The organism is Geodermatophilus sabuli (assembly GCF_900215145.1).
Lineage (GTDB): Bacteria > Actinomycetota > Actinomycetes > Mycobacteriales > Geodermatophilaceae > Geodermatophilus > Geodermatophilus sabuli.
This window is the reverse complement of sequence record NZ_OBDO01000001.1, coordinates 1,013,358-1,032,156: the sequence shown is the minus strand read 5'-3', so window position 1 is coordinate 1,032,156 and position 18,799 is coordinate 1,013,358. Positions and strand designations below refer to the sequence as shown.

Genomic DNA, 18,799 nt, shown 5'->3' with positions numbered 1-18,799 from the left:
GACCCCTCAGCGGCCGAGGACCTCGCGCAGGGCCGCCAGCACCAGGGTGACGGTGTCCGGGCGGGCGTTGTGGCCCATGAGGCCGATCCGCCACACCGACGCCGCGTACGCACCGACGCCGCCGCCGATCTCCAGGTCGTAGCGCTCGAGCAGCTCCTTGCGCACCGCGGCGGAGTCCACGCCGTCGGGCACGCGGACCGTGGTCAGCTCGGGCAGCCGGTACCCCTCGGCGGCGAAGAGCTCCAGGCCCATCTCCTGCAGACCCTCGTGCAGCAGCCGGCCGGCCTCGGCGTGCCGGGCGTGGACGGCGTCCAGCCCCTCCTCCAGGACGCGGCCGAGCCCCGCGTGCAGCGACACGACCATCCCGGTCGGCGCCGTGTGGTGGTAGGTGCGGCCACCGGAGCCGGCGGCCTCGCCCGCGTACCCACCCAGCATGCCGAGGTCGAGGTACCAGCTGCGCGGCTTCTCGATGCGCCGCGCCCAGGCCCGATCGTTGATCGTGAACGGCGCCAGCCCGGGGGCCACGCCGAGGCACTTCTGCGAGCCGGAGTAGGCGAGGTCGACCCCCCACTCGTCCAGCTGCACCGGGATGCCGCCGAGCGAGGTGACGCAGTCGGCCAGCAGCAGCGCGTCGCCCTTGCCGGCGGCCAGCGGCGCGAGGTCCGAGCGGACGCCGGTGGAGGTCTCCGCGTGGACGGCGGCGATCAGCTTCGGCGACGGGTGCGCGGCCAGCACCCGGTCGACGTCGACCGGCTGGCCCCACTCGTGCTCCACCCGTACGACCTCGGCGCCGCAGCGCGAGGCGACGTCGACCATCCGCTCGCCGAACAACCCGTTCACCGCCACCACGACGACGTCGCCGGGGCCCACGGTGTTGACGAAGGCGGCCTCCATGCCGGCCGAGCCGGTCGCAGAGAGCGGGAGGGTCCGCCGGTTGGCCGTCCCGAAGACCTGGCGCAGCCGGTCGGAGGTCTCGTCGAGGATGCCCAGGAAGACCGGGTCGAGGTGGCCCAGCAGCGGCTGGGCCAGGGCGACCGTCGCCTCCGGATAGGGGTTGGAGGGTCCGGGACCGAGCAGGGTGCGGGCACGCAACGGCATGCCCGCAACCTACCGGCGGCCCGTGACCGGCGTTATGGCCGGATGGTCACGTCGGTCGACGCGGGCCCCGGTGCGCCCGGCTCCGCGGGCAGCGGCGGCTCCTCCGGCTCCACGTCGATGCCGGCCTCCTTGCGCTGGGCCTCGGTGATCGGCGTCGGCGCGCCGGTGAGCGGGTCGAAGCCGGCTCCGGTCTTGGGGAAGGCGATGACCTCGCGGATCGACTCGACGCCGGCCAGCAGCGCGGTCAGCCGGTCCCAGCCGAGGGCGGCTCCGGCGTGCGGCGGCGGGCCGTAGGCGAACGCCTCGAGGAAGAACCCGAACCGCTCGCGGGCCTCCTCGCGGGACATGCCGAGGGTCTCGAACACCCGCTCCTGCAGCTCGGCGTCGTGGATACGCACCGAACCGCTGGCCAGTTCGTTGCCGTTCACCACCAGGTCGTAGGCGTCGGAGAGGGCGGCCCCCTTGTCCTCGGCGAACCGCTCCCGCCACTCGGGGGTGGGCGAGGTGAAGGGGTGGTGCATGAACGTCCACTCGCCGTCCTCGGTCTCCTCGAACATCGGGAAGTCGACGACGAACAGGAACGACCAGGTGCCCGGCTCGATCAGCTCCAGCCGGCGGGCGATCTCGTTGCGGGCCGCGCCGAGCAGCTCCTGCGAGGAACGACGCTGGCCCGCGGCGAAGAAGACGCAGTCCCCGGACTTCGCGCCGACCGCGGCCACGAGGCCCTCGCGCTCGGCCTCGGAGATGTTCTTGGCCACCGGGCCACCGAGCGTGCCGTCCTCGGCGATGGTCACGTAGGCCAGCCCGCGTGCGCCGCGGGACTTCGCCCAGTCCTGCCAGGCGTCGAACGCCCGCCGCGGCTGCGACCCGCCGCCGGGCATGACCACCGCGCCGACGTAGGGCGCCTGGAAGACGCGGAACGGGGTGTCGGCGAAGTACGACGTCAGCTCGGTGAGCTCGACACCGAACCGGAGGTCGGGCTTGTCGGAGCCGAACCGGTCCATCGCCTCGCGGTAGCTCATCCGCGGGATCTCGCCGACCTCGTGGGAGGCCAGCTGCCGCCACAGTGCCCGGACGACGTCCTCGACGACGGCCAGGACGTCGTCGCGCTCGACGAAGCTCATCTCGAAGTCGAGCTGGGTGAACTCCGGCTGGCGGTCGGCGCGGAAGTCCTCGTCCCGGAAGCAGCGCGCGATCTGGTAGTAGCGCTCCAGGCCGCCGATCATCAGCAGCTGCTTGAACAGCTGCGGCGACTGCGGCAGCGCGTACCACTTGCCCGGCTGCAGCCGGACGGGGACGACGAAGTCACGCGCGCCCTCGGGCGTGGAGCGGGTGAGGTTGGGCGTCTCGACCTCGACGAAGCCGTGCTGGGCCATCACCCCGCGGGCGACCCGGTTGATCTCGCTGCGCAGCCGCAGCGTCTGCGCCGGACCCTGCCGCCGCAGGTCCAGGTAGCGGTACCGGTAGCGGACGTCGTCGGACGCCGCCTGGTCGGTCTCGATCGGGAACGGCAGCGGGTCCGCGGTCGACAGCACCCGCAGCTCGGCGGCGGCCACCTCGATCTCGCCGGTGGGCAGCTCCGGGTTCTCGTTGCCCTCCGGCCGGCGGCGCACCTCACCGGTGACCAGGACGCAGAACTCGTTGCGGAGGGCGTGCGCCTCCTCCTCGCGGACGACGACCTGCACGTAGCCGGAGGCGTCCCGCAGGTCGACGAAGACGACCCCGCCGTGGTCGCGGCGGCGGGCGACCCAGCCGGCGAGGGTGACGGTGGAGCCGGCGTCGGACGCGCGCAGCGTGCCGGCGTCGTGGGTGCGGAGCACTGGGAGAGCCTTTCGGGGAGGGGTGACTACCAGCGGTCGTGCACGTGGGCGCGGATGCGCTCGTCGTACACGCGCTCGAGATCGGCCAGCTGGGCATCGGTCAGGGGGGCGAGCGAGGCGGCGGCGACGTTGCCGCGGACCTGCTCGACGGTGCGCGCACCGGGGATGACGGTGGTGACGCCGGGCTGGTCGATCACCCAGCGCAGCGCGAACGCCGCCGTCGGGGCGTCGCCGGCGATCTCGGCGACCTCCCGGGCAGCGGCGACGCCGACCTCGAAGGGCACGCCGGAGAACGTCTCGCCGACGTCGAAGGCCTCGCCGTTGCGGTTGAAGTTCCGGTGGTCGTCGGCCGGGAACGTCGTCGACTCGTCGTACTTGCCGGTCAGCAGGCCGCTGGCCAGGGGCACGCGGGCGAGGACGCCGACGCCGGCCTTCGCTGCCGCGGGCAGCAGCTCCTCCAGCGGCTTGCGCCGGAAGACGTTGAGGATCACCTGGACGGTGGCGACGCCGGGGTGCTCCAGGGCGGTCAGCCCCTCCGCGACGGTCTCCACCGAGACGCCGTAGGCGGCGATCGCCTGCTCCTCGACCAGGGCGTCGAGGGTGTCGTAGACCCGCTGGTCGGAGTACACCGCCGGCGGCGGGCAGTGCAGCTGGACCAGGTCGAGGGTCTCGACGCCGAGGGTGCGGCGGGAGCGGTCGATCCAGGCCCGCAGGTTCGCGGGCGTGTACTGGGCGGCCTCGAAGGGGTCGGCGCGGCGGCCGGCCTTGGTGGCGACGAACGGGCGGTCCGACCGGGCGGCGAGCGCCCTCCGGATCCGCTCCTCCGAGCGTCCGTCGCCGTAGACGTCGGCGGTGTCCAGCAGCGTCACGCCGGCGTCGAGCGCGGCGTCGAGGACGTCGGCTGCGGCGTCGTCGTCGACGTCCCCCCAGTCCCCGCCCAGCTGCCACGTGCCGAGTCCGACGACGCTGACGTCGGCGCCCGTCCGGCCCAGCGGCCGCTGCTCCATCGAACTCACACCCTGCCCTTCGTTCGGCTCCGCACTCGCTCCGCTCCTCGCTCGCCGGCGCTCGCTGCGATGCTCACTCGCGCGTCTCTCGCACGTCCACCGTCGCACGCTTCAGCGCATCGAACAGGTCGGCCACCGGGACGGCGGCCTGCTCGCCGGTGCGCAGGTCCTTGAGCTGGCCGACGCCCTCGGCGAGGTCCCGGTCACCGATGACGACCGCGTGCGAGGCGCCCGACCGGTCGGCGGCCTTCATGGCGCCCTTGAGACCGCGGTCGCCGTAGACGGTGTCCGCCGAGATCCCGGCCTCCCGCAGCTGCCCCACCAGGCGCACCGCCAGCCGCTTGGCCTCGGCGCCCAGCGGGACGACGAACGCCTGGACCCCCGCGGTGGCACCGATGTCCAGGCCCTCGGCCTGCACCGCCAGCAGCGTCCGGTCCACGCCGACCGCGTAGCCGATGCCCGACACGTCCGGGCCGCCGAGCGCCGCCGACAGCCCGTCGTAGCGACCCCCGCCACCGATCGCCGACTGCGCGCCCAGGCCGTTGTGCACGAACTCGAAGGTCGTCTTCGTGTAGTAGTCCAGCCCGCGCACCAGCTTCGGGGCCTCGGTCCAGGTGACGCCCAGGTCGGTCAGGTGCTGGCGGACGGCGTCGTAGTGGGCCCGGGTCGAGTCCGAGAGGTGGTCGGCCATCAGCGGGGCGTCGTCGAGCTGCGCCTGCACCTCGGGCCGCTTGTCGTCGAGCACCCGCAGCGGGTTGATCTCCGCCCGCCGCCGGGTCTCCTCGTCCAGGTCGAGCGTGTCCAGGTAGCTCACCAGCAGCTCGCGGTACTGCGGCCGGCAGGTGGCGTCGCCCAGCGAGGTGAGTAGCAGCTCGAAGTCGGTCAGCCCCAGGTCGCGGAAGCCCTGCACCCCCAGCGCCACCACCTCGGCGTCCAGCGCCGGGTCGTCGAGGCCGAGGGCCTCCATGTCCACCTGCGTGAAGTGCCGGTAGCGGCCGGCCTGCGGGCGCTCGTAGCGGAACGCCGAGCCGACGGTCCACAGCTTGACCGGCAGCGCACCGGTGTGCAGCCGGTGCTCGATGAACGCCCGCATGAGCCCGGCGGTGAGCTCCGGGCGCAGGGTCAGCGAGCGGCCCCCGCGGTCCTCGAAGGTGTACATCTCCTTCGTCACGACGTCGGTGGACTCCCCCACCCCGCGGGAGAACACGGCGGTCTCCTCGAACACCGGCGTCTCGACGTAGCCGTACCCGGCCCGCCGCAGCGGTGCGGTCAGGGTGTCCCGCACGGCGAGGAAGCGCGCCGACTCCGGCGGCAGGGTGTCGAACGTCCCCTTCGGCGCGGTCAGCCCGCTCACGCTGCCCTCCGTCCGGCTCCGGACCCGATCCGCTCCCCGGTCGCCGGTGCTCCCACGCCCGTCGCCGTCACAGCCCGCGCCCCTTCGGGGCCGGGCCGGCACCCACAGCCGCCTCGGCGAGGTAGGGGTTGGTCGCCCGCTCCCGGCCGATCGTCGTCGCCGGGCCGTGACCGGGCAGCACCACCGTCTCGTCGTCGAGCGGCAGGACGACGTCGCGCAGGGAGCCCAGCATCGCCTCCCACGACCCGCCGGGCAGGTCCACCCGGCCCACCGAGCCGGCGAAGAGGACGTCGCCGGCCAGCAGGCCCGGGACCTCGCCGAGGTCGAGGGAGAACACCACCGACCCCTGGGTGTGCCCGGGGGCGTGCCGGACGGTCAGCTCCACCCCGGCCAGGGACAGGACGGCGCCGTCGTCCAGCGGCAGCACGTCGGAGGGGTCCGGCAGCCGCACGCCGCTGATCAGCGGGGCCAGCTGCGGCCCGTGCCAGGCCACCGGGTCGGCGAGCATGCCGGAGTCCTGCGGGTGCAGGTAGGCGGGGATGTCGTAGCCGTCGCAGACCGGCAGCACCGAGAAGGTGTGGTCGAGGTGGCCGTGGGTGAGGACGACAGCCACCGGCTTGAGGCCGTCGTCGGCCAGCATGCGGGCCAGCGGCTCGACGGCGTCCATCCCGGGGTCGACGACCACGCACTCCTGCCGGGGGCCGGTGGCGACCGCGTAGCAGTTGGTGCCGAACGCGCCGGCGGGGAACGAGCGGATGAGCACCCGTGCAGGTTACGCGGGGGGCCCGCGCCGCTCCGCGGCTTCCCGTTGACGGGGATCGCTCAGGTCCGCCACCTAGACTCGCCCACCGACCAGCGGTGCGTGGGCGCGCGCCGGGCCGTGCCCCCGCGCCCCGCCGCAGCAGCCGTCCCTCCGAGGAGTCCGACCCGTGCCGAGCAACAAGCAGCGGCGGCAGGCCGCCCAGCGGCGTCTGCAGCGCCAACTCGAGCGTCGCGCCGAGCTGGCCCGCAAGCGCCGTCGCAACCTGCTGATCGGGGCCACCACGGTCGCCGTGCTCCTGGTGATCGGCGCCGTCTGGCTGATCACCGGCACCGGCGGCGACGACACCGACGACACCGCCGCCGACCCGACGGCGTCGGCGCCCACGAGCAGCTCCGCGGCCGCCACGACCAACGCCGACGGCACCGTGAACTGCACCTACGCCCCCGACGAGTCGGGCAACCCGAACCTCGTCGACGTCGGCACCCCGCCCACCCCCGAGGCGACGCCGACCCAGGGCACCGGCACCCTGCTGATGAGCACCTCGCAGGGCGACGTCACCCTCACGCTGGACCGGGCGAAGGCCCCGTGCGCCGCGGCGAGCTTCACCCACCTGGCGCAGCAGCAGTTCTTCGACGGCAGCCCGTGCCACCGCATGGTCAACGGCGAGGCCTTCGGCGTCCTGCAGTGCGGTGACCCCACCGGCACCGGCCAGGGCGGCCCGACCTACAAGTTCGCCGAGGAGGTCACGCCGGAGACGACCTACCCGCGCGGCGCCATCGCCATGGCCAACAGCGGCGCCCCGGGCTCGACCGGCAGCCAGTTCTTCCTCGTCTTCACCGACTCGCAGCTGTCCCCCGACTACACCGTCGTCGGCACCGTCGACGAGGCCGGCCTGGCCGTCCTCGACCAGATCGCGGCCGCCGGCAACGACGGGTCGATGGAGCCCAACCCCGGCGGTGGCGCCCCGAACGTCCCGGTGACCATCGAGTCGATGACCGTGGTCGCGTGACCGCTCGGCTGCGCGTCGCCGGTGCGCTCGCGGGGGCGCTGCTCGCCCTCGCCGCGTGCTCGGGCGACGACCCGGGCGCGGCGTCCTCCGCCGGGTCCGGCTCCGGCGGCGCCTCCGGCGGGGACTCGACGGCTTCGGGGACGACGACCTGCGAGTGGGAAGCCGGCTCGACGGCCAACCCCTACCTCATCGAGGTCGACACCCCGCCCGAGGAGGTCCCCACCGAGGGCACCACCGACCTGCTCATGACGACCAACCTCGGCGAGCTGACCCTCACCCTCGACCAGGAGGCCACGCCGTGCGCGGCGGCCAGCCTGGCGCACCTGACCGAGGCGGGGTTCTTCGACGACTCCCCCTGCCACCGGGAGGTCGACAGCCCGGGCCTGCAGGTGCTGCAGTGCGGCGACCCGACCGGCACCGGCGCCGGCGGCCCGACCTACACCTCCCCCACGGAGGTCACCGGTGAGGAGACCTACCCGCGCGGCACCGTCGCGATGGCCAACAGCGGGCAGGGTGTCGACGGCAGCCAGTTCTTCCTCGTCTGGGGTGACAGCCAGCTCCCGCCGGACTACACCGTCGTCGGCACCGTGGACGACGCCGGCCTGGCGGTGCTCGACGTCGTCGCGGCCAACGGCAACGACGGCTCGATGGACCCCAGCCCGGGCGGTGGCGCCCCGAGCGTGCCGGTCACCATCGAGTCGATGACCGTGGCGTGAGGGCGCGCCGCGGGCCGGAACCCGGAGCGCCCTGCGAGAACCCGGCCTCCCCGGCCGAGACCGCCCCCGCCTGAGCGGCGTCCCCCCACCGCCGCGCGCCCTCCCGCACCGCCCACGGCGAGGTGGACGCGCCACGATCGGGTCACCTGATCGTGGCCGCTCTCAGGCGGTGACGCGCTCGACGTCGAAGACGCCGTCCACGTTGCGCACCGTCTGCAGGACCGCGCCCAGGTGCGCCGGGTCGGCCAGCTCGAAGGTGAAGCGGCTGACCGCCACCCGGTCGCGGCTGGTCTGCACCGACGCCGAGAGGATGTTGACCCGCTCGTCGGCCAGCGCCTTGGTCACGTCCGACAGCAGCCGGTGCCGGTCCAGCGCCTCCACCTGGATGGCCACCAGGAAGACCGACCCCGGCTGGCTGGCCCACTCGACCTCGACCAGACGTTCAGGCTTGCGCTTGAGGTCCTCGGCGTTGGTGCAGTCGGTGCGGTGCACGCTCACGCCGCCACCGCGGGTGACGAACCCGAGGACGTCGTCCCCCGGCACCGGGGTGCAACACTTGGCGAGCTTGGCCCAGACGTCGGTCATGCCGTGGACGACGATGCCGGGGTCCCCGCCGGCCGGGCGCCGGTGCACCGGACGCCGGGTCGGGATGGCCGTCTCGGCGATGTCCTCGACCGCGCCCTCGGTGCCGCCCAGGGCGGCGATCAGCTTCTCGACCACCGACGCGGCCGAGAGCTGGTTCTCCCCCACCGCGGCGTACAGGGCGGTGACGTCGGCGTAGCGGAGGTCCTTGGCCAGGGTGGACAGCGCCTCGCCGCCGAGCAGCCGTTGCAGCGGGAGCCCCGCCTTGCGCATCGCCCGGGTCAGCGCCTCCTTGCCGGCCTCGACGGCGTCCTCGCGGCGCTCCTTGGTGAACCACTGCCGGATCTTGGTCCGCGCCCGCGACGAGCCGACGAAGGACAGCCAGTCCTTCGACGGGCCGGCCATCGGCGACTTGGACGTGAAGATCTCGACGACGTCGCCGTTGGTGAGCTTGCTGTCCAGCGACACCAGGGCGCCGTTGACGCGGGCACCGATGCAGCGGTGGCCGACCTCGGTGTGCACCGCGTACGCGAAGTCCACCGGGGTCGACTCCCCGGGCAGGCTGACCACGTCACCCTTGGGCGTGAAGACGAAGACCTCCTGCGGACCGAGGTCGTAGCGCAGCGTCTCCAGGAACTCGCCGGGCTCCTGCGCCTCGCGCTGCCAGTCCAGCAGCTGGCGCAGCCACAGCATGTCGTCGGGCGAGCCGGCCTTGCTGGCGCCGAACTCACCGGGCATCGGCCGGCCGCCGGCCCGCGCCTTCTCCTTGTACTTCCAGTGCGCGGCGATGCCGTACTCGGCGGTGCGGTGCATGTCGTGGGTGCGGATCTGCAGCTCCACCGGCTTGCCCTGCGGGCCGATGACCGTCGTGTGCAGCGACTGGTACATGTTGAACTTCGGCATCGCGATGAAGTCCTTGAACCGGCCCGGTACCGGCTGCCAGTGCGCGTGCATGATGCCCAGCGCGGCGTAGCAGTCGCGGACCGAGTCGACCAGGATCCGGATGCCGACGAGGTCCCAGATGTCGGCGAAGTCGCGGCCGCGGACGATCATCTTCTGGTAGATCGAGTAGTAGTGCTTGGGCCGGCCGGTGACGACCGCCTCGATGTTCGCCGCCTTGAGCTGCTCGGTCACCGCGGAGGTGACCTCGGCCAGGTAGGTGTCGCGAGACGGCGCGCGCTCGGCCACCAGCCGCACGATCTCGTCGTAGCGCTTGGGGTACAGGGTGGCGAACGCGAGGTCCTCGAGCTCCCACTTGATGGTGTTCATGCCCAGCCGGTGCGCCAGCGGGGCGAGGATCTCCAGCGTCTCGCGCGCCTTCTTCTCCTGCTTCTCCGGCGGGAGGAAACGCAGCGTGCGCATGTTGTGCAGCCGGTCGGCCAGCTTGATGACCAGCACCCGCGGGTCGCGGGCCATCGCGACGATCATCTTGCGGATCGTCTCGGCCTGGGCGGCGTCCCCCAGCTTGACGCGGTCGATCTTGGTGACGCCGTCGACCAGGTGCGCCACCTCCGGGCCGAACGCCTCGGTGATGGACTCCACGGTCTGGCCGGTGTCCTCCACGGTGTCGTGCAGCAGCGCGGCGACCAGCGTGGTGGTGTCCATGCCGAGTCCGGCCAGGACGGTCGCGACCGCCAGCGGGTGGGTGATGTAGGGGTCACCGCTCTTGCGCTTCTGCGTCGCGTGCGCGCTCTCGGCGACGTCGTACGCGCGCTGCAGCAGGGCGAGGTCGGCCTTGGGGTGGCTCTGCCGGTGCAGGGCGGCGAGCGGCTCGAGGACGGGCCGAACCACGCCGCTGCGCTGCCCGGCCACGATCCGGCGGGCCAGCCGGTCGCGGACCCGCCGCTTCGGTACGCCCGGCGGGTCGTTCTCCCCCGGCGGCTCGGACCCGACGTCGTCGGGACGGCGGACGGCCGGGCGGCTGGGCAGCGGCGGGCGCTTCTCCGCGCCGGGCGCCGTCGTGTCCGGCGGAGGCGGTGTCCCCGTGCCGGCGGGGAGCGCCGGGGCGTCAGCCCGTGGAGCAGCCACGTTGGTGGCGGCGTCGGGGCCCATGGCGACTCCTGCAGGCCGTAGGAGGAACGACCCTCACCATGCTAGCCGGACGGCGTGTCGCCGTGATCCCGACCGGTGGGCGCCTCCCCCTCAGGTGGTCCAGAGGGCGTGGACCGCGTGCGGTGCCAGCCGCTGCCGCCCGCCGAGCGCGGCCAGCTCCACGACCACCGAGACGGCGGTGACCACCCCACCGAGCTGCTCGACGAGGGCGACGGCCGCCTCGAGGGTGCCGCCGGTCGCCAGCACGTCGTCGACGACCAGGACCCGTTGACCGGGGCGGACGGAGTCGGCGTGCAGCTCCAGCGTCGCCGTCCCGTACTCCAGCGCGTAGTCCGCCGCGATGCGCTCCCGGGGCAGCTTGCCGGCCTTCCGGACCGGCACCACCCCCACGCCGGCGTCCAGGGCGACGGCGGCGGCCAGCAGGAAACCGCGGGCCTCCACCCCGACGACGACGTCGAAGCCCTGCCCGCCGTCCGCCGCACCCAGCGCCGCGGCCCGGGGGTCGGCCAGCTGGGGCGCGGCCAGGGCATCGACCACCCGGCGGAACACGGGACCGTCGGCGAACACCGGCGTCAGGTCGCGGAAGACCACGCCCGGCTCCGGGTGGTCGGGCACGTCGACGGTCAGGCCGGCGATCAGCTCGTCGAGGGCCACCGCGCCGGCCGTGTCGACCGGCTCCGCGGTCACCGGCGCTTCCTCCCGCCGGACGGGCGGCCCGGCCGCTGCGGCCGGGCACCGGGCCGGGGCGCGGCCGTTCCGCCGGTCCGCGGCTCGGGGCGCACCGACGCCGGCGACTCGACCACCACGTCGGCCGGGGCCGGCCCGAGGTCGTCCTCGCGCTCGGCGAGGGCCACCCCGCCGGTGCGGCGGGCCGCGGCGCCGGTGCGCCGGGCGCTGGCCACGGGCGCCGCACCCGCCGCCGGGCGGGCGCTGCCCTCGCGGACCTGCGACGACCGGCGGGCCTCCACCCGCTTGCGCAGCGCCTGGACCTCCGGCTCCCGGGCCTTGAGGTCGGCCACGATGGGCGTCGCCAGGAAGATCGACGAGTAGGTGCCGGCGGCCAGGCCGACGAAGAGCACCAGCGCGAGGTCCTTGAGCGTCCCGACCCCGAGCAGACCCGCGCCGACGAACAGCAGGCCGGCGACCGGCAGCAGCGCGATCACCGAGGTGTTGATCGACCGCATGAGGGTCTGGTTGACCGCGAGGTTGGCCGCCTCACCCCACGTCATCCGCGCGCTGCGGACGACGTCCTTGGTGTTCTCGTCCACCTTGTCGAACACGACGACGGTGTCGTAGAGGGAGAACCCCAGGATGGTCAGGAAGCCGATCACCGTCGACGGGGTGACCTCGAAGCCGATCAGCGCGTAGACGCCCGCGGTCACCACGATGTCGTGGACCAGGGCTGCCATGGCCCCGATCGCCATCTTCAGCTGGAACCGCACGGCGAGGAACAGCGTGACGGCCACGAGGAAGACCACCAGGGCGAACACGGCCTGGTCGGTGATGTCCCTGCCCCACTCGGCGCTGACCGACTCCGGGCTCACCTGGCCCGGTTCGATCCCGGCGGCGTCGGCGACCGCCTCCACGACGGCCCGCTCCCCGTCGTTGTCCAGCGCCCCGGTACGCAGCAGCACCGTGTTGCCACCGACCACCTGGGCGCTGGCGACGTCGGCGCCGGCGTCCTCGGCGGCCTCGCGGACCTCACTCAGCTGCTGCTCGGTGCCGGGCAGCCGGAAGCTGTTGCCCCCGGCGAAGTCGATGCCGAAGTTGAAGCCCCGGAAGACCATCGCCAGCAGGCACAGCAGGAACACGACGGCGGTGACCTTGTAGATCAGCCGGCTGCGGCCGACGACGTCGAGGCCGGCCTCACCGTTGTAGAGCCGGTGCGCCAGGGACGCCCGCCGCGCGGGACGGCGGGTGCCGCGCTCGCCCTCGTGGGGCAGGCCGGCGTCGTCGAGGGCGGAGTCGTCGGCGGCCGCGGCGGCGTCGGTCGCCACGCGGGAGGTGTCCTGCGCCTCGTCGGCGTCGGTGCCCACCGGCAGCTCGTCGTCCCCCGGACGGTGGTCGGGGCCGGTCATGAGTCGCTCCTGTCCTGCGCGGTGCTGCCCGCCCCGCTGGTGGCGCCCACCAGCTGCCGGTCGCGGGCGGGTCGCCGGCCGGCGGGCCGCCCGGGACGGTCGAGGCTGCTGCCGAGGCCGGAGAAGCGGCTGCTGCCGAAGCTCTTGAAGCGGGCCAGCACCGCCATCAGCGGATGGGTGAAGAGGAAGACGACGACGAGGTCGAGCACCGTGGACATGCCCAGGGTGAACGCGAAGCCCTTCACGTCGCCGATCGCCAGGACGTAGAGGATCGCCGCGGCCAGGAAGCTGACCGCGTCGGCCGACAGGATGGTCCGCCGCGCCCGCACCCAGGCGCGGGGCACCGCGGACCGCAGGGTGCGGCCCTCCCGGATCTCGTCCTTGAGGCGTTCGAAGTAGACGACGAACGAGTCCGCCGTGATGCCGATCGACACGATGAACCCGGCGATGCCCGCGAGGCTCAGCGTGAAGCCGATCTGCCGGCCCAGCAGGACCAGCACGCCATACACGACCACCGCGGACAGGATCAGGCTGGCGATCATGACCAGGCCCAGCAGCCGGTAGTAGGCCAGCGCGTACACGAAGACCAGTGCGATGCCGATCGCCCCGGCGATGAGGCCGGCCCGCAGCTGCTCGGCACCCAGTTCGGTGGAGATGGACTGCGCGGTGGCCTGGGTGAACGTGAGCGGCAGCGCGCCGTAGCGCAGCTGGTTGGCCAGCTGCTCGGCGCCGGCCTGGTCGAACTGACCGGTGATCGTCGTCTGGCCGTTGATGGCGCCCTGGATCGTCGGGGCGGAGACCACCCGGCCGTCGAGGGTGAAGGCGACGTTCTTGCCGACGTTGGCCGCGGTGTAGGTCGCCCAGGTCTCCTGGCCGGTCGAGTTGAAGTCGAGCAGGACGACCCACTCGCCGGTGGTCGACTGGGTGCCCGCGCTGGCGTCGACGATGTCGGTGCCCTCGAGGATGGCCGGGCCCAGGAGGTACTTGGTGGTGCCGTCCTCCGAGCAGGCGGCGACGAAGTCCTCGGACCGGTCGACGGCGCCGGAGCCCTCCGTCTCACAGGTGAGTGTCGCGTACTGCGCCTGGGCCTGCTCCTGCGTGACGGGGGGCGCGTTGGGGTCGAGCGCGGGGTCCTCGACGGCGTCGCCCGGGGCGGCGTCGGTCGGCTGCGCATCGGTCGGCGCCGCGGCGTCGGTCGGCGCGGCCGCGTCGGTGGGCTCGGCGGCGTCGGTCGGCACCGCCGTGTCCGTGGGCTCGGCGGCGTCGGCGTCCTCGGCGGGGACCACCGCCTCCGGGCCGGCCAGGACCGGGCGGAAGCGCAGCTGGGCGGTCTGCCCCAGCTCGCGGGCCTGGTCACCGTCGTCACCGGGGACGGAGATGACGATGTTCGCGTCGCCCTCGGTCACGACCTCGGCCTCGGAGACACCGAGGCCGTTGACGCGCTGCTCGACGATCTGGCGGGCCAGCTCGAGGTCCTCGGGGTCCGGCGCCTGGCCGTCCGGGGTGCGGGCGGTCAGCGTGACCGTCGTCCCGCCGCGGAGGTCCAGCCCGAGCTGGGGGGTGCGGGTGTCGCCGGTGAAGAAGACCAGGCCGTAGAGGACGGCCACGATCAGCAGGAAGGCGCCGAAGTACCGGCGCGCCGGGAGCTGGCGTTGGGCCACGGGTCTCTCCGGCCTAGTGGGCGCGGTCGGCCGGGCCGCCGTCGGCCGGGCCGGTGGGGTCGTCGCCGGGGAAGGCCGGCCCGTCGGCGGTGGCCGGGCCCGGGACGGCGGGCTTGCGGACCTCGAGGACCGCCTGCCGGGCGAAGGTGACCACGACGCCGGGGGCGATCTCCAGGTCCACGGTGGCGTCGCCGAGGCCGACGACCGTGCCGTGCAGCCCGGCGGTGGTCATCACCGGGGTGCCCGGGGTCAGCGACTCCTGCATCGCCTGGGCCTGGGCCTGGGCCCGCTTGCGCTGCCGGGCCGGCAGGACGATGAGCAGGACGAAGGCCAGGGCCAGGAGGACGAGCGGGAAGTACTGCTCCACGACTGATGTGCCTCTCTACCGCGCGATGCTGGCGCGGTGGGTGCGATCCGGGACGGGACCGCTCGGGTGCGTCGGCTGCGGGGCACGCAGACCTCCGGGCGCGGCGACCGGCGAGACGCGCGCGGCCGCGGCCGGACGGGTTGCGCGCCAGCGCCCCGCAGTCTAGGCGTCGAAGAGCGTCTCTGACGACGCTTGCGGGGCCTGTGGGTCAGCTGTGACCCGCCCGAGCGGCACTCCGCCCCGCGGCACCTGCTGCCCGAGGTGCAGCCAGGCGGCCTCGGTGGCCACCCGCCCGCGCGGCGTGCGGGCGAGCAGGCCGGCGCGGACGAGGAACGGCTCACACACCTCCTCGACGGTGTGCGGCTCCTCCCCCACGGCGACGGCCAGCGTGGCGACGCCGACCGGGCCACCGCCGAAGCGCATGACGAGCGCCTCGAGGACGGCGCGGTCCAGCCGGTCCAGGCCGAGGTGGTCCACGTCGTAGAGCGCGAGCGCGGCCTCGGCGACCTCGCGGGTCACCCGGCCGTCGGCGCGGACCTCGGCGTAGTCGCGCACCCGGCGCAACAGCCGGTTGGCGATCCGCGGCGTCCCGCGGGAGCGGCCGGCGATCTCCGCCGAGCCGGCCCCGGTGAGCTCGACGCCGAGCAGGCTGGCGCTGCGGGCGAGCACCTGCTGCAACTCGGCGGGCTCGTAGAACTCCATCTGGCCGACGAACCCGAAGCGGTCCCGGAGCGGGCCGGTGAGCAGGCCGGCCCGGGTCGTCGCCCCGACCAGGGTGAACGGGTTGATCTCCAGCGGGATGGCGGTCGCGCCGGGGCCCTTGCCCACGACGACGTCGACCCGGAAGTCCTCCATCGCCATGTAGAGCAGTTCCTCGGCAGGCCGGGCGATCCGGTGGATCTCGTCGATGAACAGCACGTCACCGTGCCCGAGGTTGGACAGCATCGCCGCCAGGTCGCCGGAGCGCTCGATCGCCGGCCCACTGGTGATCTTCACCGACGTCCCGAGCTCCGAGCCGATGATCAGCGCGAGGCTGGTCTTGCCCAGCCCGGGCGGCCCGGACAGCAGCACGTGGTCCGGCGGCCGGCCGCGCCGCTTCGCCCCCTCCAGGACGAGGTCGAGCTGGCGGGCCACCTTGGGCTGGCCGATGAAGTCGGCCAGGGAGTGCGGCCGCAGCGCGGACTCGACGACCCGTTCCTCGTCGCCGGCGTCGGCCGTGACCGGGTCGTACCGGCCGGCTCCCGCCTCGGCTGCGGACAGCGACCGGTCGAAGGGCGAACTCATGGCCGGCCCAGCATCCGCAGCGCCTGGCGCAGCAGGACGGCGACCTCCACCGACCCGGTGGCCACGATCTGCTCGTCGGCGAACGGCGCCAGCTCGGCGACGGCGCCGTCGGCCTCCTTGCTCGTCCAGCCCAGCCCGACGAGGGCCGAGGAGAGCTGGTCACGCCACGGCGCGACGGGGGTGACCGACGGCAGGCCACCGGTGGCCGCCCCGTCCAGCTGGGTGTCGGTCGTGGTCGTGCCCAGCCGGTCGCGCAGCTCGAGGATCAGCCGCTCGGCGCCCTTCTTCCCGATGCCGGGCACCTGCATGAGCGCCTTGACGTCGGCCATGGAGACCGCCCGGCGCACCTCGCGCGGCGGGTGGATCGCCAGCACCGCCTGCGCCAGCCGTGGCCCCACGCCGTTGGCGGTCTGCAGCAGCTCGAACAGCTGGCGCTCGTCGTCGTCGGCGAAGCCGTAGAGGGTCAGGGAGTCCTCACGGACTACCAGGCTGGTCGACAGCCGGGCGCCCTCCCCCACCTGCAGTCGGGCGATCGTGCCCGGCGTGCACTGCACCGCCAGGCCGATGCCGCCGACCTCGACCACGGCGCCGTCGGGCGAGACCGCCGCGACCCGGCCGCTCACACTCGCGATCACTGCGTTCCTCTCGTCGTCCCCGGCCGCCTGCCGCGCCACCGGCCGGTCATCTCGACACCCCCGTCCACCGGGGCAGGGTCGTGGAGCGGACCGGGGCGCCGATGCCCCCGGCCAGGGCCGCCACCCGCAGCCGCTGCTGGGCCGGCCCGCGCCAGACGTGGCACACCGCCAGGGCCAGCGCGTCGGCGGCGTCGGCGGGCTTGGGCGCCGACGCCAGGCCCAGCACGCGGGTGACCATCAGGGTCACCTGTTCCTTGTCGGCGCGGCCGCTGCCGGAGATCGCGGCCTTGACCTCGCTGGGGGTGTGCCAGGCGACCGGCCGGTCGGCCTGCGCCGCGGCCAGCGCCGCCACCCCGGCCGCCTGCGCGGTACCCGTCGCGGTGCCCTTGTTGCTCTGCGTGAACACCCGCTCGATGGCCACGACGTCGGGCCGGTGCTCCCGCAGCAGCGCCGTCACCGCCGTGTGCAGCTCGAGGAGCCGCAGTTCCAGGTCCAGCTCCGCGGCGGTGCGGACGACGCCCACGCCCACCGCGACCGGCCGCGCACCGGGGCGCCCGTCGACCACACCCCACCCGCACCGGGTGAGGCCCGGGTCGATGCCGAGCACCCGCATGGTCAGATCCTCCCACCGCCGCCGAACTGGTGTTCGATCGCCACGGTAACGGTCCCCGATCCGGGGGCCCGGACGCAACACGCCGTCGCCCGGTCCCGGGCCCGCCCGAGCTCGCGAGGGGGTCCGCCGCCCGCGCGAACCCGGGACCGGGCCGCGCAGGGGCGCAGGCCAGGCAGGCGGCACGGCGGGGGCCAGCACGGCGGCACACCCGCGAGGCAGGGCGCGCACGGCCGGGGTCGGAGCGACCGACGAGGCGTCAGCCGACCCCGCTCATCCGTCGGCTCCCGCTCCCGGTCCGCTCCTCCCTCACCGGCGCTCGCGCGCCGCTCCCGCGAGCGTCAGCCGACCTTCTCGAGGATCTCGTCGGACACGTCGTAGTTCGCGTACACGTTCTGCACGTCGTCGCAGTCCTCGAGGGCGTCGATGAGGCGGAACACCTTGCCCGCCGCCTCCTCGTCGAGTTCCACCGTCACGCTGGGCACGAACCCGGCCTCGGCGGAGTCGTAGTCGATGCCGGCGTCCTGCAGTGCCGTGCGGACGGCGACGAGGTCACCCGGCTCGCTGACGACCTCGAACGAGTCGCCCTGGTCCCGGACCTCCTCGGCGCCGGCGTCCAGCACGGCCATGAGCACGGTGTCCTCGTCCGCGGTGTCGGTCTTCGGCACGACCACGACGCCCTTGCGGGAGAAGAGGTACGCGACCGAGCCCGGGTCCGCCATCGAGCCGCCGTTGCGGGTCATGGCGGTGCGCACCTCCATCGCCGACCGGTTCTTGTTGTCGGTGAGGCACTCGACGAGCACGGCGACACCGCCGGCGGCGTAGCCCTCGTAGGTGATGCCCTGGTAGTCGACCCCGCCGGCCTCGAGGCCCGCGCCGCGCTTGACCGCACGGTCGATGTTGTCGTTGGGCACCGAGCTCTTCTTCGCCTTCTGGATGGCGTCGTAGAGCGTCGGGTTGCCCGAGGGGTCGCCGCCGCCGGTGCGGGCGGCCACCTCGATGTTCTTGATCAGCTTGGCGAACAGCTTGCCGCGCTTGGCGTCGATGCCCGCCTTCTTGTGCTTCGTCGTCGCCCACTTGGAATGGCCGCTCACGGCTCGGTACCCCTCTCGTACCCGGCGGAGACGCCGGCCTTCTGGTCCAGGTGACGGCGGACGATGTCGACGAACAGCGCGTGCACCCGGCGGTCCCCGGTCAGCTCGGGGTGGAAGCTGGTGGCCACCAGGTTGCCCTGGCGGACGGCGACGATCCTACCGTCGGCCTCCCCACCCACGACCCGCCCGAGCACCTGCACCCCCGGGCCGGCCTGCTCGACCCACGGCGCCCGGATGAAGACCGCGTGCACCGGCCCGCCGGGCAGGCCCTCGAGGGCGACCTCCGACTCGAAGGAGTCCACCTGCCGGCCGAAGGCGTTGCGCCGGACGGTCACGTCCAGCCCGCCGACGGTCACCTGGTCCGGCGGGGCGCCCAGCAGCCGGTCGGCGAGCAGGATCATCCCGGCACAGGAGCCGTAGGCCGGCAGCCCGCCGGCGATCGCGGCCCGCAGCGGCTCCAGGACCCCGGAGCGGGCGGCCAGCTTGCCGATCGTCGTCGACTCGCCGCCGGGCAGCACCACGCCGTCGACGCCGGCCAGCTCCTGCGGACGGCGCACGGTCAGCGCGGTCGCGCCCAGCGCGCGTGCGGCGGCCAGGTGCTCACGGACGTCACCCTGCAGGGCCAGGACGCCGATGACGGGAACGCGGGCCTCGGGCACGGCGGACCAG

The 18,799-nt window shown here is 74.1% G+C and carries 17 protein-coding genes; 2 read left to right on the top strand and 15 right to left on the bottom strand.

All coding sequences use genetic code 11. The features are described from left to right. Positions 1–6: 6 nt before the first annotated feature. The 5 genes from CRP39_RS04895 to CRP39_RS04875 form a co-directional block, all read right to left on the bottom strand. The gene (locus CRP39_RS04895; protein WP_097204804.1) at positions 7–1,098 is read right to left on the bottom strand and encodes a pyridoxal-phosphate-dependent aminotransferase family protein; all 1,092 of its coding nucleotides are present in this window, start codon (positions 1,096–1,098) and stop codon (positions 7–9) included. 32 nt (positions 1,099–1,130) lie between these two features. Then, entirely contained in the window at positions 1,131–2,918 is a 1,788-nt protein-coding gene (aspS, locus tag CRP39_RS04890) for an aspartate--tRNA ligase (protein WP_097204803.1), read from the bottom strand. Between the two features lie 26 nt (positions 2,919–2,944). Next, complete coding sequence (locus CRP39_RS04885) at positions 2,945–3,925, bottom strand: aldo/keto reductase (protein WP_172442305.1); 981 nt, start codon at positions 3,923–3,925, stop codon at positions 2,945–2,947. Between the two features lie 73 nt (positions 3,926–3,998). After that, positions 3,999–5,279 carry a histidine--tRNA ligase gene (hisS, locus tag CRP39_RS04880; RefSeq protein WP_097204800.1) on the bottom strand — a complete coding sequence of 427 codons (1,281 nt, stop codon included), beginning with the start codon at positions 5,277–5,279 and terminating at the stop codon, positions 3,999–4,001. 67 nt (positions 5,280–5,346) lie between these two features. Next, entirely contained in the window at positions 5,347–6,042 is a 696-nt protein-coding gene (locus tag CRP39_RS04875; RefSeq protein ID WP_097204798.1) for an MBL fold metallo-hydrolase, read from the bottom strand. A gap of 166 nt (positions 6,043–6,208) precedes the next feature. On the opposite strand from CRP39_RS04875, the gene CRP39_RS26660 reads away from it, so the two are divergent. Further along, complete coding sequence (locus CRP39_RS26660) at positions 6,209–7,051, top strand: peptidylprolyl isomerase (RefSeq protein ID WP_097204797.1); 843 nt, start codon at positions 6,209–6,211, stop codon at positions 7,049–7,051. Then, positions 7,048–7,767: a peptidylprolyl isomerase gene (locus tag CRP39_RS04865; protein ID WP_097204795.1), complete on the top strand. Its 720-nt coding sequence runs from the start codon at positions 7,048–7,050 to the stop codon at positions 7,765–7,767. The genes CRP39_RS26660 and CRP39_RS04865 overlap by 4 nt, the downstream gene beginning before the upstream one ends. A gap of 162 nt (positions 7,768–7,929) precedes the next feature. Here CRP39_RS04865 and CRP39_RS04860 read toward each other — a convergent pair whose 3' ends face one another. From CRP39_RS04860 to pdxT, 10 genes are all read right to left on the bottom strand, one after another. After that, positions 7,930–10,401, bottom strand: coding sequence for a RelA/SpoT family protein (locus tag CRP39_RS04860; RefSeq protein ID WP_097204793.1), 2,472 nt, complete (start codon positions 10,399–10,401; stop codon positions 7,930–7,932). A gap of 90 nt (positions 10,402–10,491) precedes the next feature. Further along, the gene (locus CRP39_RS04855) at positions 10,492–11,088 is read right to left on the bottom strand and encodes an adenine phosphoribosyltransferase (protein ID WP_097204792.1); all 597 of its coding nucleotides are present in this window, start codon (positions 11,086–11,088) and stop codon (positions 10,492–10,494) included. Continuing rightward, positions 11,085–12,479 (bottom strand): protein translocase subunit SecF, encoded by a 1,395-nt coding sequence (gene secF, locus CRP39_RS04850; protein ID WP_097204790.1) that lies wholly within the window; start codon positions 12,477–12,479, stop codon positions 11,085–11,087. Before secF ends, CRP39_RS04855 begins: the two co-directional genes overlap by 4 nt. Continuing rightward, positions 12,476–14,140 carry a protein translocase subunit SecD gene (secD, locus tag CRP39_RS04845; RefSeq protein WP_097204788.1) on the bottom strand — a complete coding sequence of 555 codons (1,665 nt, stop codon included), beginning with the start codon at positions 14,138–14,140 and terminating at the stop codon, positions 12,476–12,478. Before secD ends, secF begins: the two co-directional genes overlap by 4 nt. A 13-nt stretch (positions 14,141–14,153) precedes the next feature. Further along, positions 14,154–14,507 (bottom strand): preprotein translocase subunit YajC, encoded by a 354-nt coding sequence (yajC, locus tag CRP39_RS04840; protein ID WP_097204786.1) that lies wholly within the window; start codon positions 14,505–14,507, stop codon positions 14,154–14,156. A gap of 162 nt (positions 14,508–14,669) precedes the next feature. Beyond that, positions 14,670–15,791, bottom strand: a complete 1,122-nt coding sequence (gene ruvB, locus CRP39_RS04835) for a Holliday junction branch migration DNA helicase RuvB (protein ID WP_097204785.1) — start codon at positions 15,789–15,791, stop codon at positions 14,670–14,672. Then, positions 15,788–16,426, bottom strand: coding sequence for a Holliday junction branch migration protein RuvA (gene ruvA / locus CRP39_RS04830; protein WP_097205177.1), 639 nt, complete (start codon positions 16,424–16,426; stop codon positions 15,788–15,790). The genes ruvB and ruvA overlap by 4 nt, the downstream gene beginning before the upstream one ends. A 46-nt stretch (positions 16,427–16,472) precedes the next feature. Further along, positions 16,473–17,039 (bottom strand): crossover junction endodeoxyribonuclease RuvC, encoded by a 567-nt coding sequence (ruvC, locus tag CRP39_RS04825; RefSeq protein WP_097204782.1) that lies wholly within the window; start codon positions 17,037–17,039, stop codon positions 16,473–16,475. A 338-nt stretch (positions 17,040–17,377) separates the two neighbouring features. Further along, the gene (locus CRP39_RS04820; protein WP_097204779.1) at positions 17,378–18,130 is read right to left on the bottom strand and encodes a YebC/PmpR family DNA-binding transcriptional regulator; all 753 of its coding nucleotides are present in this window, start codon (positions 18,128–18,130) and stop codon (positions 17,378–17,380) included. Then, complete coding sequence (gene pdxT, locus CRP39_RS04815; protein ID WP_097204778.1) at positions 18,127–18,789, bottom strand: pyridoxal 5'-phosphate synthase glutaminase subunit PdxT; 663 nt, start codon at positions 18,787–18,789, stop codon at positions 18,127–18,129. The genes CRP39_RS04820 and pdxT overlap by 4 nt, the downstream gene beginning before the upstream one ends. Positions 18,790–18,799: the final 10 nt, after the last annotated feature.

Excerpts from the sequence above, each read along its gene's own strand:
- CRP39_RS04860 (WP_097204793.1), bottom strand. The coding sequence starts at position 10,401 with ATGGGCCCCGACGCCGCCACCAACGTGGCTGCTCCACGGGCTGACGCC.
- CRP39_RS04895 (WP_097204804.1), bottom strand. The coding sequence starts at position 1,098 with ATGCCGTTGCGTGCCCGCACCCTGCTCGGTCCCGGACCCTCCAACCCC.
- secF (WP_097204790.1), bottom strand. The coding sequence starts at position 12,479 with ATGACCGGCCCCGACCACCGTCCGGGGGACGACGAGCTGCCGGTGGGC.
- ruvB (WP_097204785.1), bottom strand. The coding sequence starts at position 15,791 with ATGAGTTCGCCCTTCGACCGGTCGCTGTCCGCAGCCGAGGCGGGAGCC.
- ruvC (WP_097204782.1), bottom strand. The coding sequence starts at position 17,039 with ATGCGGGTGCTCGGCATCGACCCGGGCCTCACCCGGTGCGGGTGGGGT.
- CRP39_RS04885 (WP_172442305.1), bottom strand. The coding sequence starts at position 3,925 with ATGGAGCAGCGGCCGCTGGGCCGGACGGGCGCCGACGTCAGCGTCGTC.